The organism is Halomonas sp. SpR1, from assembly GCF_031010175.1.
Taxonomy (GTDB): Bacteria; Pseudomonadota; Gammaproteobacteria; order Pseudomonadales; family Halomonadaceae; genus Vreelandella.
In genome coordinates this window covers 223,547-239,810 of sequence record NZ_JAUAMB010000002.1, presented here as the reverse complement: position 1 = coordinate 239,810, position 16,264 = coordinate 223,547, and the positions used below count along the sequence as shown (strand labels likewise).

Sequence of the window (16,264 nt, the reverse complement as noted above, 5' to 3'; positions counted from 1 at the left end):
TTTAACCGCGCTGCTGGGCCTGGCCGCCCAGCAGCATTTGATACATCGCTTGTTCTGCTTTTTCCGCTCGCTCCTTCATTCCATCCCAAGCGAGTGCGCGGTAACGAAGCTCGGCAGTAAGGGAGCGGCAATTTTGGCTACCCGCCTCGCGAATACGATCAACCTCATGAGGCTGCAATCGAATAGAAGTAGGGTGCATGTTTGAAATGGTCATAATGATCCCTTTCACAGTCGTTTAATTTGCCTTACACGACCAATGCTAGAGTCATATACGACTTCTTGCAAGTGAAAATAAGGTGCCAAATAGGTATTTATGACTATGGATGACTACAGGACATCACCAACAATTGGCAACAGACTGAAATTTAAAAGAAAGTCTTTTGGAGTCAACCAAGGTGAGCTTTCTGCAATTTCAGGCGTTAGCCAGCGCCAAATATCTTCATACGAAAGGGGTAAGTCAGAGCCCAGGGCAGATACGCTAGAAAGATTAGCTTCAGCGCTAGGAACCACGGCGGAATGGCTTGAGTTTGGCGACGAAGAATCAGACCTTGATATACTCACTGAGGACAGCATGAGGGATTCGCTTGCGGCTCCCCATGTTCCGATTTTAAATTGGTCAATTGATAGCATCAGAAATCGAAACACCGGATTTTTTCAACAAGTACTACCTATCCCGGATGTTGCCAGCGATGAAGCATTTGCCTTAGTAGTTCGCGGCAACAGCATGGCTCCCGAGTACCCAGATGGTTCTGTAATAGTTGTTGATCCAAATGTCCCCGCTGCAAGTGGCGATGACGTCTTGGCGGAAATAGGAGGGGAGCCTATTTTTAAGCGGTACTCGGTAGAGCTAAACGATTGTCAATTTCTGGTGCCCCTTAACCCCCAATTTCCAGCATTAGCTGTGGATGATGAAAGCTTCAGAATATGGGGTGTTGTGGTGCTTCAGCTTATATATAGAAATAAGGTCGCAAGCTAGCGCGCCCTACCCCTACCGCTAGCAAAAAGGATTAGGCCTAAACCTTTGCGGCTATTAGCTATCTAACAGGTAGCAAAATGCGCTATGTTGTAACTACACACACCAATACCCTTACGGTTTTTGGAAGGAGGTAACAATGGCTATCTCCGCTATGCAGGCAGCCAAGGCAGCATGTGCAGCGTCCGGTTGGGCGTTGAGCAATTTACAGCTGCACAAAATACTTTATATTGCGCACATGATTTATTCAGGTCGCCACGATGGTGAACCGTTGATCAATGACGAGCGTTTTCAGGCGTGGCCATATGGGCCAGTGCTTCCCTCTGTTTACAACTATGCATCTAGTTATGGCAGCTCGAATATTCAGAATATTTTCAATCATATTCCTGATCTTGACCCGAGTACCGAAGAAGGCCAAATCATCATAGATGCTGTTGGACGCTTGGGCAGCTTAGAGCCCTTCCGGTTAGTGGATATCACCCACGAACCTATTTCTGCTTGGGCGCACAGCTACGTACCCGGCATGCGGAATGTTCCAATTGAACAGGAAATGATAATTAATGAGTACAGAGAGCGGTTCCCCACCACCGAGCCTTGGGCAAAAGAACGAGCTTGATCAACTAGCAGGGAACCCAGTTAGCAAGCCAGCTAAGAATTACCCAGATAGCAGTGCATTGGTGGATGTTGAACAGGAGCTCGCTAGAGAGAAAGACGGTCGTCGCGAAGATCGATTTCTTTTCGTTGTCGCACTAGTAATTATTTTCGACGTATGGGCAATGCAGGGTGTTGATACTTGGACTCTTCCTCTGGTGGTAGGAGTCACACAGTTGTTCGCCCTGCTTATTTTTGCCCGTCGAATGGGCGTTGAAGAAATTCACTTCTGGCTAAACCAGCTGCTACCTAGGATTAATCTAGGCCTTAAGAAGCCGGAGCCTCAACCTCCTGCTGAGAACAAACCGGAAGCGCCCAAGACTGAACAGGCGGCTGAAGGAAAAGTGGAAACACCCAAGCCAGACCAAAAGCAATAGCAGGCCCTCGCCGTTCACCCCTCCGTTTATTAGACTTCTAAAAAAGCTTACCTTCTTCGGTGTCATAATGGATAAAAACGGCATAATTCTATTGCTATTTTTTGCTTCCACGCTTTTTGCAGGCCTTTATTTTGCTGCTAGAGAAGACATATCCGACCTGCGCCAACAGACTCAAATGCTTTTCCAGATGCTGCCAGAAAACCAGCAGCGCCGTTTAGTGGATGACTGGGAGACGCGAATGGATATGTTGGACATAGGCCCTCAACAAAACCAGTAGAATCATTGAGGGCTGAGACACTCCTTCCCTAAAGCTCGTTATAGCGCCGATTAAAGTCATCCACCCGGCGCTTCATTTGCCTCTCTATCATCTCTATCCGGTTCTTCTTAGCTTCCTCACTGAGTGTCTCGTTTTCCTGGATGCGATCTCGCCGCTTGCGATACTCCTGTAGCTGCTTTTCGATATTCTTGGCGCGGTTGAATAGTCGGATTTGCTCGAAATAATTGCGCCGAAAGTCGATCCGCTCCCGCCCCTTCAGTGCATCCGCTTCATTGGCAATCTGCCCGAGTTCATCACGGCGTTCATAGAACAACGCTTGGTCACGATAAGGCGAGGTGCTGCTGGCAAATCGCCCTGCAAACGGTATCCGGTACCGCTCGACTTCCTCGCCAGTGGCTACGCGGGCAGCAAAGCTTGACGATTTTTCGACAAAGCCCCATGCCCCGCCACCGTAGTAGTTGACCAGGTGCTGCATGACATCTGGATTAATATCAACGCTACCGGTTTGATACTCGCTGCCTCCGGTCAAATCATTGAGGAAGCTGGCGATAGCCTTATAGGGCTCTGGCGTGCTGGGCATGGCGCGCAAGCTATCAGGTGTCGGCGTGCCAAACGGTAGATCCTCCCTGTAGATCATGCGACCCGCAAAGTCTTCGTTAAAGCCTACTTGGGCGAATGACCGCACGAGCGTTGGCGTCAGGTTCTTCATAAACAAGCCGGTTGCGCTATCTGAATCTTCCCAGCCGATAGGTGAAAAGCTACCGAGAATTGCTAGGCCAAGGTTTTTACCCGCCTCGGTTGCATCCAGCGTGCCTGCGGTAACAGCCTCGGCATGGGTACCGATCACTGAAAAAACGTTATAGCCATACGGCAGCGGGATTGATATGAAATCATCAGGCTCGCCGCCCCAGAGACTGCTCATGATGACGATATTGCGCTCTTTGACGTAGTCAGGAACCTTGTCATAAAACAGAACGCCATCTTCATCTTCCTCAGAGGCCCAGCGGTTAAGCATGCCCAGGGCGAACGCACCTGACGCCATTCCAAACGCTAGCTTCTGCGCCATGTTGGCACGCGCCCATACGTTCATCGGGCTTTTGCCATCCGGCGTGTTCTTTGCCGTTACCATGGTGCGGGCGAAGTTCATGGTGCCCTGGACAGAGGCATTGGCAAACATATACGCCGCGTTGAGTGCGGTACCCGCTTCCCCACGGCGGTTAAAGTTGACTGTCATGTTTTTGGCCAGGCTGGCCGCCTGCTTTCGGGAAATACCGGCACGACGCGCATTGGCGTAGGCAGATAGGCGCACCGCGTTCTCAACAGCACCATTCATGTTTTCAACGAAGTCAGCCGTTTTCTTACGCGCCTTCAGCATATGCGACATGGTGGTACCGTCGGCGCGACGCACCATAGATTGAATCTCCTTGGCCTGCGAGCCGATATCCTTCATATCGAAGTAGCCCGTTTTGGCGCCGTCTTCCTGAAACTCTTTAAACCAGGTATCCCACTCACGACCGCTGTCGTTTTTCCCCGGCTTGTTTTGCAAGCCTCTCCAAGCCGCCTTCATGGCCGGGCCAATGTCTCGCGCCGTTTGGCGAACAACGGCCTCTCCTTTAATCTTACCGTCGTCGCGAGTCTGTTCAGCCGTCAGGTTCAGCAACGCAGTTTGAACGTCACGCGTGAAGTTGGTCAGCATGAATTCAGGGTTATAGCTGGTCATCATGGCTGACATTGCCCGAGTGGCTGTGCTGGCCATACGGATTAGCAAGCCATTATTCTCAGGCCCAACATTGCGCATGGCGTTCATCAAGCGCTCGTCGTGAATCTTGAGGTAGTAGGTGCGCCCTGCCCGCTTTACTTTGAAGTATTTATTGTTGCCCGCCATATTGACGGGACGCTCCTGCACCTCGATGCGGTTTTTGCCTGTGTCAGGGTCGGTAACAGTCACCGGCGTGCGCTGCTTATCCGGGTTGTTATCGGTAAACACTTCCCACAACGAAGGATTGGGGTGGTCAGTCACCAGCGAGAGAAGCGACTGCGCGACTTCGTTCTTGCGCCGGCGGATAAGCGACTCGTTGGCATCAACGATCACTTGGGATGATGGAGAGTCAGCAATGCTTTTACGGCCTGCTGCCGTGCGCGATTCTCGACCACTAACTTCAAAGCCGCGCCCTGTCTTGGGGCGACCTGGATCATCGGCAGCATTGCCTTTTAACGGCACGTAGTACTGCCATGCCGCTTCCCAGGCATCTACCACCGTGTCATCTTCCAGCCCGCCTTCACGTATTGCATCACGGCGCAAACGGGTCATGTCATAAACGGTCTTGGCCAAACGGTCGTATTCAGCCTGCTTGCCAGAGTTGGCCACCTTCTCCATGATTTCTGCCGCCCGGGCATTCGTCATGCCCGAGCCACCATCCTGCATGTCAGGCTTATCGGGGTTACGCTCTGCAATAGTCGCATTACGCTCTGGTGCGTGACGGGCGTAAAGATATTCATCGAGGTCGGCTTGGCTAATTTTGGCTCTTGCCAGCCCTTTCGCCAGCGGTTCCACGTACTGCTCTCTTAGCTGACGCAGGTCGTATTCAGCCTTGCCGTGAAATAGCTCTTCAGCCAGGTACACATCCGCTTCTTCTTCAATCTCACGGCCACTGCGTCGAATCGCATCCTCTAGGATTTTTAGCGGCCGCATTTTGTCAGCCGTTTTACGAATGGCAGTATCTGTCAGCGCCTCGTCTGGCATGGCAAAGTTGGTGCTATCGGAGTCCGAGAAATTGCCACCGGGCGTCCCTGGGGGCGCGTTCAAGCTGAACCGCTGCTCGCCTACGCCATGGTCAGGCTCGCGGTACATGCTCTCGCTGATCTCATAGTCTTTATTGCGGCCCTTGTTATCAATGAAGCCAAAGCGCTTATAGAACTCGCGCAAGCGTTTCACGTTGCCGCCAAAGTCGCTTGAGGGTGTCAGTGCGAGTGTCTTATCGCTGGCATCCGCCCACTGTGTTAGGCGGCGCATTACGTCGGATCCTGCCCCTTCGTTTTCTGAGGGCGAGACAATGCGAGAAATGGTCACCCGCTGGCCACGGCTCGCCATATCTAGCTTTAAGCCAGGGTATTCGTCACGCAGCTGCTTGGAGAGCTCGCGATGCGTGATCGAGGACTGCTGTTCCATCAAGCTATAGAGCGTTTCATCTTGCGAGGTGAGATCGCGCTGCGCCTGCTGGCGACGCAACCAGCGGCGGGATTGCTCACCCAGCGCCAGAATGTCGTTGGTACGCCACTCGATGTTAGGAAATAGCTTGCGCAGCAATCGACGGACAGTGGACTTGATACGCTGGCTTAGCGTTGGGCTACCGTTGCTGTCTTCGATGTAGTGAGCAACCAGCTCTTCGGCAAGCGTCACTTTACCTTCATGGGTTGTTACATCGATAAACGGATATGCCGCCTGGATAGCAGCAATATTGTCGCGGCCTGCCTGTGATCGTGTGTGGCTTTTATAAACCTCTAGCATCAGAGGCTCCAGCTCAGCGCCTAGCACCCCGCGTATGCCTTTGTGCCCAACTGACTCATGCACGGCTGTGCGCACCGCCTCGTCTACGCTGGCCATGTTATCGGCAACAACATACAGCTCGCCGCCAACAAACATGCCTCGAACGTCTGAAGGGTTAATACCGCGAAGCATCATGCCCATCAACGCATCCGATGGGAGCTCAGTAGCGGACTGGATAACGCGCGTATCTGCCAGCTCAGGCATGCGTTTAAGCGAAGAGTTTATATCTGATACGGTTACTTGAGCTGCTTTAGGCTCAGCGTTGTTTGAAAGCGGCTCAGCATCCTCTTTCTGGAACTGATCTTGGTCAGTCTCAGGGAAGGTTCTTTGTTGGCGGCGGCCGTCACGTATCTCTTTACTGATCGTGGATGCTAAATCATGGAGTTCTGCCCGGCTAAGCGTGTGTTTAGAGAGGCCCGCTTGTCGCATAGCGCGGTTTAGGAGTGAAAGAACACGATCCCACACGGCACCAAAACGCCCTTTTTCACGCTCAGCCAAATACGCGAAGACTTCCTCTGCGCGAATATCGGCGGGCGTCGTAGCGGCCGGATAATGCCTATTAACGTGACGCCAAGCGGGTCTTAGCGACGGAACCTTTTCCGTTTCAAGTATGCGATCAAGGATTCGCCTTTTGATAGCAGGCTCGAAGGTATTAAGTCCAAAATGTCCAACCACCTCGTGCCGTAATGTTTCTCGCCCGTCTCGCGCTGAACGTAAATTGGCAGCGACAAGTACGAGTTTTCCTGATCCTGAGTGGTAGGCTCCTTTGATGGTGCCAACTTTGTCTCGGGTGGCTGCGGCTCCATAAGCATCCTCTTGGCGATTGACGACCATGATATCGAGTGGAATATGGCCATTGTAGTCTGCCATGAAGGCATCGGCGATGCGTTGAGCCTCTTTAAGATCGACACCTCTTTCTTGGCCGTCACCACGCACCACGCTGCGAAGGCTATACATCGCCTCTTGCTCTCTCAGCTCGCCCTGCCCAGCCTGGGTTATCACTTCTACAATAGGCGCCTTACTGCGTCGAGAGGCTAGCGTCCAATCACCTTGGCTAATCAATACCGAGCTGCCACGCTCAACGTTGGTGGCTTGAAGCGTGCCATCTTTATTGATCGAGTCTATGGTGTAAGCGTTGCCCGCTTTGGAGTAACCAACATCGGTTAGCAAGTTGATAGTGTCGCCAGGCATCGCGCCGCCAAACGCATCGCTAACGCGCTGTTGGCGTGGGGTCAGCTTGGCTGGTTTACGCGGCCTAGTAGATTTTGGTGACGGTTGCTCGGTGGCCTGAGTGGCTGACTCGAGGGAAGGCTGTGCACCTAATAAATCACTCTGCCCACCTGCTGCCAACACATCTGCCTGGCGATCACTCCCGGTCAGGTTGAAATCCTTTAAGTCACGGTCTGCCTGAGCGCGTTGAGTTTCCTCTTGTCGCTGCTGGGCATCGGCTTGCTCGGCCTGTTCCCTTTGCTGCTCGCGCTGCGCAAGGCTGTCTTCCGTTTGGGATTCGAGGAAGGCTTCTTGCTGCTGAGCTGGGCGTTCAACCGTAGAGGCTAGATGTTTAGCTTCGGTTAATGTCTTACCCGAGGTGAAGTTATCACCTCGATGAAAGGCTTGCTGGTCGGCGAACACCATAAACAGAGGAATTCGGTTCCCACCGCTGCTTATCGAGTGGTCAGCAATTACCGTCCCGTCGCTACCCTCCCACACCCGGCTTCCATTGCTGCGCCGCTGCCATTTGATGTGTTGTGGGGAACGGGAGGATTGACCTGTTCGGGTAGCGTCTGTCTGTTGTGAAGTAAAACCCCACCCGCCTTCAACCTCGACTGGCTCAGCGTTAGGAGACTCACGGAAACGCTTAGATAGCTCAACTGCACGACGCGTCTGGAACGGTGAACCATCAGCCTTGAGTGTTACGTTTCCTGCTGTTTGCTCTCGTTCTCCAGCACCCAGGCGTTGTTCGCCTGCACTCGCTGCTCGTGAGTCGTCTCGTCCAGGTACTGCGTTATCTTCTCGTTGCTCCACCCTTGTTTGCGGAGTCGATCCGTCGCTAGATGCTGGTGTACGTGATTGTTTCGTTGCTGTTGCGTTAGGGCCATGGAGCAATGCTTCCTTTAGCTCACGCGTCACGCTCGAAAGGCTTTCGCCTTCATTCACGCGGCGCGCTGCATCGTTAATCTGCTGGTTAATTTCTGGTGTTGTGGTGGCTCGCTGAAGCAGGTCAACCGCTTGAGCCGATGCATCTTGTAGCGCTTCATTTTGATCCCGAGCGATACGGTTACCCGCTTGCTCGGCAGTTTGCGCATTGTCGTTAAGGGTAGCGAACAGGCGGCGATCTCGCACCAGGCTTTGGCGTAGATTGTCCATCAAGCGGACGCGCTCACCTATAAGTGACTGCGAAGGGTCATCACCAAACATGCCCATTTGATCGCTTTGGCTATTCGCAAAACCCGCTTGGCGGATCTCGTTCACCAATATCGCACGCTGGTTCTCGTTTGTTGGTTTGACGCGCTGAAATACATCAATAGCGGCTAGCTGCTGATCAGCATCTTCAAAGGCCCGACCAATAGAGGCACCGTCCTTCTCAGTCACTACTTGGTTCAGCACCGCACCAAAGGGTTCATCTTCCAATTTGGCAATATCGATGCCATCACGCACCACTTGAGAGCGTGGCAAATTGCGCTGGGCGATTGTGTTGCTGGTGTCCTCTTCACTGTTTCGGAATACTTTTGCCGCATCAATGGCAGTGGCATTACCGGCCGCAATATTTGCCTCGGCCGCTTCGCGTCGAGCGTCTTCAACGGTAACGCCATCCGCCTCACGCAATACAATCGCATTTACGTCAGGCTGGCTAAGCTGTTTAGCTAAATTGATGCGATGATGGCCATCGGCTGCAAACAGGCTGCCGTCTAAACGCTCATGCAGAATGAGGTTGCCTGCACGAAGATCATCCCATGATTTAACACCCGCTAGGCGGCTATCAACACCCACTTCATTGACGTCAGTACGGAATTGGTAAGCTTCTGGGTCGACTTCAATACGCTCAACCGGTACTCGACGAGGCAGCATTCGATCGGGATTCGCCGAAGGTTGATTGGGCGCTTGCTCTATCGACTCATTCGCGACTGTAGTAGTGGGTTTGTCTTGCTGGCCATCAATATCAATTGTGGTATCGGGCAGGTCGGCATTGGGATCGTAATCGGCAATGCCATCCTCGGCTGCCTGTTCACGCCACGCCTCTTTCCACTCAGCATTACCGTCTTCGTTATTACGCTCCTGACTGGAGTCAACGGAGGAGGCAGGCGCGTTAAGGCGATCCATTACACGCGTGAAGCGCTCTGAAGCGCTTTGTAGCTGCTCACGAATAGCCGTGAAGGCTTCGCCATCATTTCGCGTACGCGCCATGGTTTCGGCTTCGAGCGCTGCTGATATCTCACCACTAACAGCGTCCAACTCGGCAACGGCATCGCTATCGCCACGCTCTTCAGCAGCCGCACGTAGGGCTTTAAAGGCGTCGCCGTAGCTGATTGAGTCACGCACCTCACGCTCAGCGGAAGAAAGCTCGAAGCGAGGCTTGGCGATCAGCTCGGCAGCGGTGCCTACCGCCTCAACATTGGCGGTTTCAGCTTTGGGAGAAGGGGCCGCGCCGTCAGCGGGCGCAGGCTCTTCAATTGGGGCTGGGTCTGTTTCTGGCTCCCCGCCACCCTGCCGTCTGCTGCCACGCAACTCCATGCCAGCAGTCCCGCCACGAACAGCCCCGCCCGTAGGCGCGCCCACAATTACACCACCGGCAGCACGCCGACCGGCGGTCACCGGATCCCACCCCGCCTCAGTGCCTACGGACTCGCCCGCGTATTCGATACCGCCTTCTTGAATCGCTTCTGTTAAGCCTTCCGTACCGGCAGCGCGGCCAACGGCACCAGGGATTTGGCGCGCACTGGTTACTGCATTCTTACCGCCTGGCAGCAAGCGACCTAGCGCAAAGCGATCCAGCAGCACTGAGGCGGCAGCCGTCGGCCCAGACACTGCATAGTCGCGGCCTTCCGGCATTCCTTCGCGGCCATCGTTCTCAACGCGACCCTCGCCAATTTCTTGTGTGCGCGCAGCAAGATAAGCGGGCAAGCTAACCACTAACCCTGCCATATCCGCCAACGCGGCCGGGCCTTGTTCCGCGGCAGCGCCTGCAAGGGTCTTAAGGCTTGGTTCATCCAGGGCGCGGTCAATCGTGTAGTTCGGCTGGTAGCCTAAGCTAATGTCTTCCACCGCCTGCCCGGTATCAATAAGCCCAGTGCTGGTATCCTCTGGTTTGGCGCGCATCGTGAAGTCTAGGCCGAAGCCGCCTAGCTCAACGTCTGGTTCATATCCGCGCTCACGCATTTCGTCAGAACTGCCGCCAATCACGCCCGGGTTAATGCCTCCCAGCGCGTCGGTAATGGCTTTTTCTCCACGGTCTGCCATGTTGCCAACGAACTGCAGCGCGTTACCCGCCAAATCAAGCCCCCGCTCACCCGCATTGCGGAGAGCGTTGCTCGCCAAATTAGGGGAGTCAGTCGAGCTATCTTCAGATGCAGGTTTCTCTTCTTGCCTCCCGAAAACGTCCGCTTCAGTACGGGTAAAGAATTGACTTTGAACATCTGCACGCAGTGACTCAGGAACTTGAGGTTCAATGGCGCGGCGATAGAACTCACCTCGCACGCGCTGCTTGGTTTGCCAATCAGCGGCTTGGAAATCGGGATCGTTGGCAATATCTGTCCATTTTGGCAGGGTACGATTTTCGGCGGCGTTCACACGCGGCTCCTTCGACATTAGAAGTATTTGTTCAAAATAGCGGCGGCGGGGTCTTCCTCAGCTGCCTCGTTAGGCAATGGGCCAGGTCTTAAGCCACGCTCTCGCTGAGATGGCTGTTCGTCACCTTGCACTGCCTGGTTTTGAGTCGAAGTCGCAGGTTGCCCTTGGCCTGGCATAACAATGCCGTATGTTTTATTTTCACTTTCTCGAATCATTTGATTAATGGCTCTCAACTCTTCTTGCGCTTGCGCTAACTCATCCTCATTAGGCATGATCGCGCCCTCGCCATTAATGGTGGCGGTTAGGTCTTCAGCTCGATTCCTAAGCGCCTCAATACGATCTTCAGAGCGAGAATAGGAGTCGTCACCGCTACCTCGGCGAAGCATTTCCCATGCCGCCTGACGGTCTTCTGCTAGCCCATTGTTTACCAAGTACTCAATATCTTTCTGTGTGGCTGTTGGCCGGTTGGCATAGCCGCCACCCGCCTGAGGCGCACGCCCAATCACCTGCTTAGTTTCACCGGTTCTTGTATTACGCTGAAGGATAGAACCGCCTGGGCCTTGCACTTGCTCCCAGTGCTCTTGCGAATCGCCGCGCAGCAGGCCAAGCACCTGTGTGGCACGCTGCTGGGCTTCAGGCGAACGCAGGGTATTACGCAGCATGCGCATGCCCTGAACCTGTTCCACTAGCGCTTCAACCGGTACATACTTCACCAGATCATCTTCGGCGGTACCGCGCCCTTCGGTCATCGGTGCGCGATAGGTGTTGCCATCTTCGCCCACCACCTCCAGCTCCAAAGCCACACTCTGGCCATCCGGTGCCGGGTACATTCCAACCACGCGTTTTTGCCCGCCTTCGCCGCGGTTAATCTCGACGCCAAACATTTGATTCAGCGCTGCCAGACTTTCAGGGTCGTTAGCATCCACTGAGGTGTTAGGGTCAATCACCGCCATCGCCTGATTAATTGAGTTGTCGGTTTCAGGATCGAGTGCCGACCAAAACTTGGGATATTTACGCAGCGTTTCCAGTTCTTCCTCGCCGACCTCCATGCCGGAGCCAATCTTGCCGAGCGTAAACTGAATGTTTTCCATGTCTCGCTGCCGTTGCGCGTCTTCCTGCTGGGTGCTGAACTGCTCGCGCTGCATATCCATGCGCTCTTGCTGCATACCCATTTGCTGGTCAGCGCGCTCGTCGGCACGTTGGCCGCGCTGAAACTGGTTCATTAATCCAAACCCTTGCGCAAAGCCACCCGCCAAGCCGCGTGTATCGAGTCCCGCCATGGTGTTCTCCTAGAAAATTGAACTGGCTAACAAACCAATACCCGCGCCAATAGCGGCGCCCATCGGGCCGCCTACGCTTCCCGCTTGCATACCGGCCATCATGCCTACCCCAGCACCGGTACCCACGGCCTGCATTTGCTGGGCTTTCTCTGCCTGCTTCATCTGGTCTTCTTGCATCTTGGCTTGCCGCTGCTGGCCAGCAAGATCACTCAACCCTTGCATGGCCTCGCCTTCCATTTGCTGGCGTAGGCCTAATAGTCCATAGCTCATTGGTTCATCACCCGGTCAGGAATGTTGGAGAGGCCCATGCCACCGGCGAGAATCGCATCCTGGCGGTCTTGGGCAGAGATACGCGCCTCATTGCCTGCGCTTACCATCGAGGCACTGCGTTCAATATTCATGCGGCGCTCCTCAGCCGCTTTCTGCTGAGGTGTCTGGCTTATGCCATAGGATTGCCGCTGCTGGGCAAGCCCTTGTTGGCTGCTATCAAATGCCAGGCCCACCGCGCTGCTGGCATTGGCAGCGGCGGTGCCGGGGGCGTTATTATCCTGTGCAACGCGAGCCAGCTCGTCAACGTAGGGCGCGAAACGGTTCTTCCAGTCAGCCCACTGGGCCCGGTTGAGCTGGCCTAATAGCGCCGACGCGCCTTGGTCACCGCGCATTGCCTGATTAGGATCTACCCGAGTCTGAGCGACTTCTGAGGGCGCGTAATTAATTTGGCCTAGCGTGGGTTGGTATGGCATCGCGCTACACCCCGCCTGTGGTTGCTTGGCTGTAGAGGTTCAAGCCTTGGGGCTGGCTGGGCTGGTTGAGATAGTTAGCGGTACCGGCGCCCGCCACCTGCCCCAAAAGCTGCAGGTTGGCACTACGTCTGTTGAATCGGTTTGCCGCGGTCTGTTGGGCATCCTGCGCCGACTGCGCCGCAACACCCGAAAGCCCCGCTTGCGCCTGGCCGCTTTCCCCCTGCCCCATGGCCACGATATTTTGCAGGCCCTGAATCTGCTGATTCTCCTGCTCGAACTGGGCGCGCCCTAAGGTTTCACCACCGGCACTGGCACCCCCTAAGGCAATATCACTCATCGCCGTCTGATAACGGCCGCTGGAAGGATCGACGCCTGCCTGGCCTAACTGCATGCCCACTTGTTCGCTGGCATCGCTGACTGCCTGCTGCTGGCTTTGCAGAGTACGGCCAGCGATGTAGCTCATGTTGGCATCGCTGGTCATATCGCCCACAGACTCCATGTAGGCGTTCTCTAGCGGTGCCAGGTTCTCTTGGGCATAGTTCCATTTTTCCGCCGCTACTTGTGCAAGCTGGCGTTGCTCGGGGGTATCTTTCACTTTGCTGTCACCACCACCGCCGCCGCTCATGCGCTGCGCTCCTCTGTTGTGAGATTGTCGTTGCGCTCAACACCGGTGAGGTAGTCGTGAAGCGAGTCTTCGTGGAAGTGGTCACGTATAGAGAGGCTGACTTGCCCCATCCACTCATAGCCACCGATTAAGTAGGCGCACTGCGTCACCAAGCCTGTCAGCTGGTCACGAAGCACAAAGGCCAGGGTTTTGTAGTGGTAGCTGCCAGAACGCTCCAGGCACGCGCTATCGCGCCAGTCCTGTAATGCACTGGCCATGAGCGGTCGAAGGTAGGGTTCGTGTTGTCGATAAAAAGGATTGGCGGGCAGCTCAATCAACGCTTCCCAGAACGTGCGAACCAGCACGGCATCGGTCACCGGCTTATCTTTATCGATCAGGTCATCAAGGGTTTGAGATATACGAAACAGCATCTCGCAAAACTGCGCGGCCGCTTCGTTATTGCGGAGTACACCACGTAAAAACGTAGCTTCATTCTGACGGGGCATGCAGCACCTCACGGTGGGGCAATTTAATGTAAAGGCTTATTGTAGCAGGGTTAGTTGCTGCTTAAAGGCGTCAACAGCCGCTTGTTTGGCAACTGTCGTGGCCGCTTTTCGCACGGCTGATTTGGCTTTTATACGCTGTACCTCTATCTTGTGCGCTCTCACCTCCCACGCCTTGCGTTGGCTAATAACCGCGGCTGCAACTGCGCTCACGTCGGTGCCAGTGGCTATTGCTTCAGACTCGATCAGCGAACCATATCCTTGCATCGCTTCGGTCAGTTTCTGCTGATAAACGGCTTCTTGCGCTGGTGAGATATAGCGGGCTTTCTCTGCGAAATCATCCACTTGCTGCAAGTAGTGTCGCAGCGCGTGCTCGTTATCTTTGAATGTTCTCACCGATAACTTAGCCATCTACCGATACCTCAATGTCTTCATCGATATAGTGGTGATGTCCGGCGAGCGCCACTTGATAATGGCCTGGCAACTCAAACTCAATGACGGTGGGCTCGGAGTCCGTCACCGTTTCAATAAAGCCCACGTTCACATTGACGCCAGCGGGCAAGCCGGTAATCGTTAGCACCAATCCATCATTATCTAGTTGATATTCATATTTTTTCTTGGGCTTTGGTTGGCCGCTATCAGTATCTATGTAATGCGTTGTATCTGAGACTGAGCCATCCACTTTTGCAAAATCATCCACCGTGGTAAGCATTTGCTTTATGGATCCGTCTGGACGATAGACTGCGTATATATTCATCGTTTGGTCACCAATGATGAGAGTAATCGGGCTGACACCTGGAACTGAAGGCCTGTGGTACTTACATCTGCCCGCATTTGTGCGGTAAAGGTTCTTGCTCCTCCAGCACTTAGTAAGCGGGCGACAGTGACTACAAAGCGCTGATATTCAAACCGGGTATCCCCAGAGACATAGACTCGATGAACCTCGCTTGACCAAATCACACCGCCATTATCAACGAGCCGCAGATAAATAGGCATGGATCCAGAGAGATCCACATTCACCAGCACCCTGGCCGAGAACATCAGTTGGACTGGCCCTGGTGATTCACTTATGTAAAGTGTCTGTACGTCCTTCCAAGTGCTCCAGTTAGGTACCGTGGGCGACCCATTGGCAGCGCCAAGCGTAACGCTCCCGCCACTAAAAGCAGCAGAAGGAATGGTTATGGCTTGGCCTTTAATTTGGAGGGTATCGACGTAGGCGTCACCGGTAAAAATCTTATTACCGTCAATGCGGGTCGAGCTTGGGCGTACCCAGTCATTTACCCGCGTGTTAGCTGCGTTGGCACGCTGGAGTACTAGAGGTGCCGTCGACCCAGCAAGGTCTTCATAAGCGATAGCATCTTTCTTCGCTAACCCACCTATTCCCGATACATTGCCGACGTTTACCACGCCGTTAAACTGTCCCTGGTTAAACTCAACGTTGCCGCTTTGGCGTATAGCCCAGCCACGCACACCTGGCAGATAGTTGTTTGAGAACACATCGCCATAAAAGCGGGCTGACTCAGCCACACGGAGGTTTTCAGCCTCGATCAGTTCGCCTTTTAGCTTGCCCGCTACGGTAGTGACAGGGTTGCCATTCGGATCGGTGATTTTGCCAAAACCAATGGCGCCAATCTGGCCCTCCTGAATAGACCCTTCTCGAATGAAAGCGGTATCGATATACACGTTACCGTTTTGAATAATGAAGGGCTTGCGACGGCCCCTGCTGTTGGGCGGGGCTATCCAGAAACGATCAGCCACCACAGCGAAATCGCTGGTAGAACCATCGTTATAGGCGCCGAAGCCGGAGATGTAACCGTTTTGATTGAGGGTGAGGGTGTATAAATCACCCTGCTCGCTGATCGTTTCCTGAAAGCCCTGGAGCCGGTCTTGAAAGGACTTGGCCAATACGCTTTCGTCAATCTCGCCTGACAGCCGATCCAGTAAAAAGCCTAAGTCAGGGATGACTTCCGCGTAAGTGCCGCTTGTGCTGTTTGTGGGGCCTTCGACATTCTCAATGCTGGTAAAGGTAATCCAGTAGTAGAAGCCTACGCCATGCTCATCTATCTCACGGACATGATCGGTGTAGACCATGCCCGCGTCGCGGCCAATCAACTCAGCATTAGCAAAGTTGTCGGTTTCACTGCGATAGATGTTGGTATAGGCATGATTGCCATAAAGCTCGCCTGGAATATCCCACGACAGCACAATATAGCCAAAGCTACCGATGGCATTGAAACCCGTAGGCCGCGGCGGGATTAAGGTATTCCCAGGGGGATCAACATCAAGCTCGCCATCATCGACCGGGCCTAGCTCTATCTGGCTACCTGGGCGAAATGCGGCAAGGCCGGAATCCACTAAATCGCGGATGGTTAGCTTTCGGTCTAACGGATCGCCTCGAACCCCATCACCGGTTTCAAGAATCTCCTTAACGGCCTCCAGCAGCGGCCGCATTTTATGATCAATAGACGGGTCTATCGGTGGTAGTGATCTGCGTCTTTTCGTATTCATGCGAGCCTCACGG

14 protein-coding genes are annotated in these 16,264 nt (G+C 54.1%); 4 read left to right on the top strand and 10 right to left on the bottom strand.

Going from position 1 to position 16,264, the window contains the following annotated elements:
• Position 1 precedes the first annotated feature (1 nt).
• Positions 2–214: a hypothetical protein gene (locus tag QT231_RS02950; RefSeq protein WP_308335432.1), complete on the bottom strand. Its 213-nt coding sequence runs from the start codon at positions 212–214 to the stop codon at positions 2–4.
• Between the two features lie 99 nt (positions 215–313).
• On the opposite strand from QT231_RS02950, the gene QT231_RS02945 reads away from it, so the two are divergent.
• The 4 genes from QT231_RS02945 to QT231_RS02930 all read left to right on the top strand — a co-directional run bounded on the left by QT231_RS02945 (position 314) and on the right by QT231_RS02930 (position 2,278).
• Positions 314–976 (top strand): S24 family peptidase, encoded by a 663-nt coding sequence (locus QT231_RS02945; RefSeq protein WP_308335431.1) that lies wholly within the window; start codon positions 314–316, stop codon positions 974–976.
• A 136-nt stretch (positions 977–1,112) separates the two neighbouring features.
• A complete protein-coding gene (locus QT231_RS02940; RefSeq protein ID WP_308335430.1) occupies positions 1,113–1,589 on the top strand; it encodes a type II toxin-antitoxin system antitoxin SocA domain-containing protein in 477 nt (158 codons plus the stop codon).
• Entirely contained in the window at positions 1,534–2,001 is a 468-nt protein-coding gene (locus QT231_RS02935) for a hypothetical protein (RefSeq protein WP_308335476.1), read from the top strand. Before QT231_RS02940 ends, QT231_RS02935 begins: the two co-directional genes overlap by 56 nt.
• A 67-nt stretch (positions 2,002–2,068) precedes the next feature.
• The gene (locus QT231_RS02930) at positions 2,069–2,278 is read left to right on the top strand and encodes a hypothetical protein (protein ID WP_308335429.1); all 210 of its coding nucleotides are present in this window, start codon (positions 2,069–2,071) and stop codon (positions 2,276–2,278) included.
• A gap of 28 nt (positions 2,279–2,306) precedes the next feature.
• Here QT231_RS02930 and QT231_RS02925 read toward each other — a convergent pair whose 3' ends face one another.
• Genes QT231_RS02925 through QT231_RS02885 form a run of 9 tightly spaced genes read right to left on the bottom strand, consistent with a single transcriptional unit; the run spans position 2,307 to position 16,251 of the window.
• Positions 2,307–10,613, bottom strand: coding sequence for an LPD38 domain-containing protein (locus tag QT231_RS02925; protein WP_308335428.1), 8,307 nt, complete (start codon positions 10,611–10,613; stop codon positions 2,307–2,309).
• 17 nt (positions 10,614–10,630) lie between these two features.
• Positions 10,631–11,893 carry a hypothetical protein gene (locus tag QT231_RS02920; RefSeq protein ID WP_308335427.1) on the bottom strand — a complete coding sequence of 421 codons (1,263 nt, stop codon included), beginning with the start codon at positions 11,891–11,893 and terminating at the stop codon, positions 10,631–10,633.
• A gap of 9 nt (positions 11,894–11,902) precedes the next feature.
• Positions 11,903–12,163 carry a hypothetical protein gene (locus tag QT231_RS02915; protein ID WP_308335426.1) on the bottom strand — a complete coding sequence of 87 codons (261 nt, stop codon included), beginning with the start codon at positions 12,161–12,163 and terminating at the stop codon, positions 11,903–11,905.
• Complete coding sequence (locus QT231_RS02910) at positions 12,160–12,636, bottom strand: hypothetical protein (protein WP_308335425.1); 477 nt, start codon at positions 12,634–12,636, stop codon at positions 12,160–12,162. The genes QT231_RS02915 and QT231_RS02910 overlap by 4 nt, the downstream gene beginning before the upstream one ends.
• Positions 12,637–12,640: 4 nt before the next feature.
• Positions 12,641–13,261 carry a hypothetical protein gene (locus QT231_RS02905; RefSeq protein WP_308335424.1) on the bottom strand — a complete coding sequence of 207 codons (621 nt, stop codon included), beginning with the start codon at positions 13,259–13,261 and terminating at the stop codon, positions 12,641–12,643.
• Positions 13,258–13,746 carry a hypothetical protein gene (locus tag QT231_RS02900; RefSeq protein ID WP_308335423.1) on the bottom strand — a complete coding sequence of 163 codons (489 nt, stop codon included), beginning with the start codon at positions 13,744–13,746 and terminating at the stop codon, positions 13,258–13,260. The genes QT231_RS02905 and QT231_RS02900 overlap by 4 nt, the downstream gene beginning before the upstream one ends.
• Before the next feature lie 36 nt (positions 13,747–13,782).
• Entirely contained in the window at positions 13,783–14,154 is a 372-nt protein-coding gene (locus QT231_RS02895; RefSeq protein ID WP_308335422.1) for a hypothetical protein, read from the bottom strand.
• Positions 14,147–14,500 (bottom strand): hypothetical protein, encoded by a 354-nt coding sequence (locus QT231_RS02890; RefSeq protein WP_308335421.1) that lies wholly within the window; start codon positions 14,498–14,500, stop codon positions 14,147–14,149. The genes QT231_RS02895 and QT231_RS02890 overlap by 8 nt, the downstream gene beginning before the upstream one ends.
• The gene (locus QT231_RS02885; protein ID WP_308335420.1) at positions 14,497–16,251 is read right to left on the bottom strand and encodes a DUF1983 domain-containing protein; all 1,755 of its coding nucleotides are present in this window, start codon (positions 16,249–16,251) and stop codon (positions 14,497–14,499) included. Before QT231_RS02885 ends, QT231_RS02890 begins: the two co-directional genes overlap by 4 nt.
• Positions 16,252–16,264 lie beyond the last annotated feature (13 nt).

Excerpts from the sequence above, each read along its gene's own strand:
- QT231_RS02945 (WP_308335431.1), top strand. The coding sequence starts at position 314 with ATGACTATGGATGACTACAGGACATCACCAACAATTGGCAACAGACTG.
- QT231_RS02920 (WP_308335427.1), bottom strand. The coding sequence starts at position 11,893 with ATGGCGGGACTCGATACACGCGGCTTGGCGGGTGGCTTTGCGCAAGGG.
- QT231_RS02930 (WP_308335429.1), top strand. The coding sequence starts at position 2,069 with ATGGATAAAAACGGCATAATTCTATTGCTATTTTTTGCTTCCACGCTT.
- QT231_RS02885 (WP_308335420.1), bottom strand. The coding sequence starts at position 16,251 with ATGAATACGAAAAGACGCAGATCACTACCACCGATAGACCCGTCTATT.
- QT231_RS02950 (WP_308335432.1), bottom strand. The coding sequence starts at position 214 with ATGACCATTTCAAACATGCACCCTACTTCTATTCGATTGCAGCCTCAT.
- QT231_RS02915 (WP_308335426.1), bottom strand. The coding sequence starts at position 12,163 with ATGAGCTATGGACTATTAGGCCTACGCCAGCAAATGGAAGGCGAGGCC.
- QT231_RS02910 (WP_308335425.1), bottom strand. The coding sequence starts at position 12,636 with ATGCCATACCAACCCACGCTAGGCCAAATTAATTACGCGCCCTCAGAA.
- QT231_RS02890 (WP_308335421.1), bottom strand. The coding sequence starts at position 14,500 with ATGAATATATACGCAGTCTATCGTCCAGACGGATCCATAAAGCAAATG.
- QT231_RS02935 (WP_308335476.1), top strand. The coding sequence starts at position 1,534 with ATGAGTACAGAGAGCGGTTCCCCACCACCGAGCCTTGGGCAAAAGAAC.
- QT231_RS02905 (WP_308335424.1), bottom strand. The coding sequence starts at position 13,261 with ATGAGCGGCGGCGGTGGTGGTGACAGCAAAGTGAAAGATACCCCCGAG.
- QT231_RS02940 (WP_308335430.1), top strand. The coding sequence starts at position 1,113 with ATGGCTATCTCCGCTATGCAGGCAGCCAAGGCAGCATGTGCAGCGTCC.
- QT231_RS02895 (WP_308335422.1), bottom strand. The coding sequence starts at position 14,154 with ATGGCTAAGTTATCGGTGAGAACATTCAAAGATAACGAGCACGCGCTG.
- QT231_RS02900 (WP_308335423.1), bottom strand. The coding sequence starts at position 13,746 with ATGCCCCGTCAGAATGAAGCTACGTTTTTACGTGGTGTACTCCGCAAT.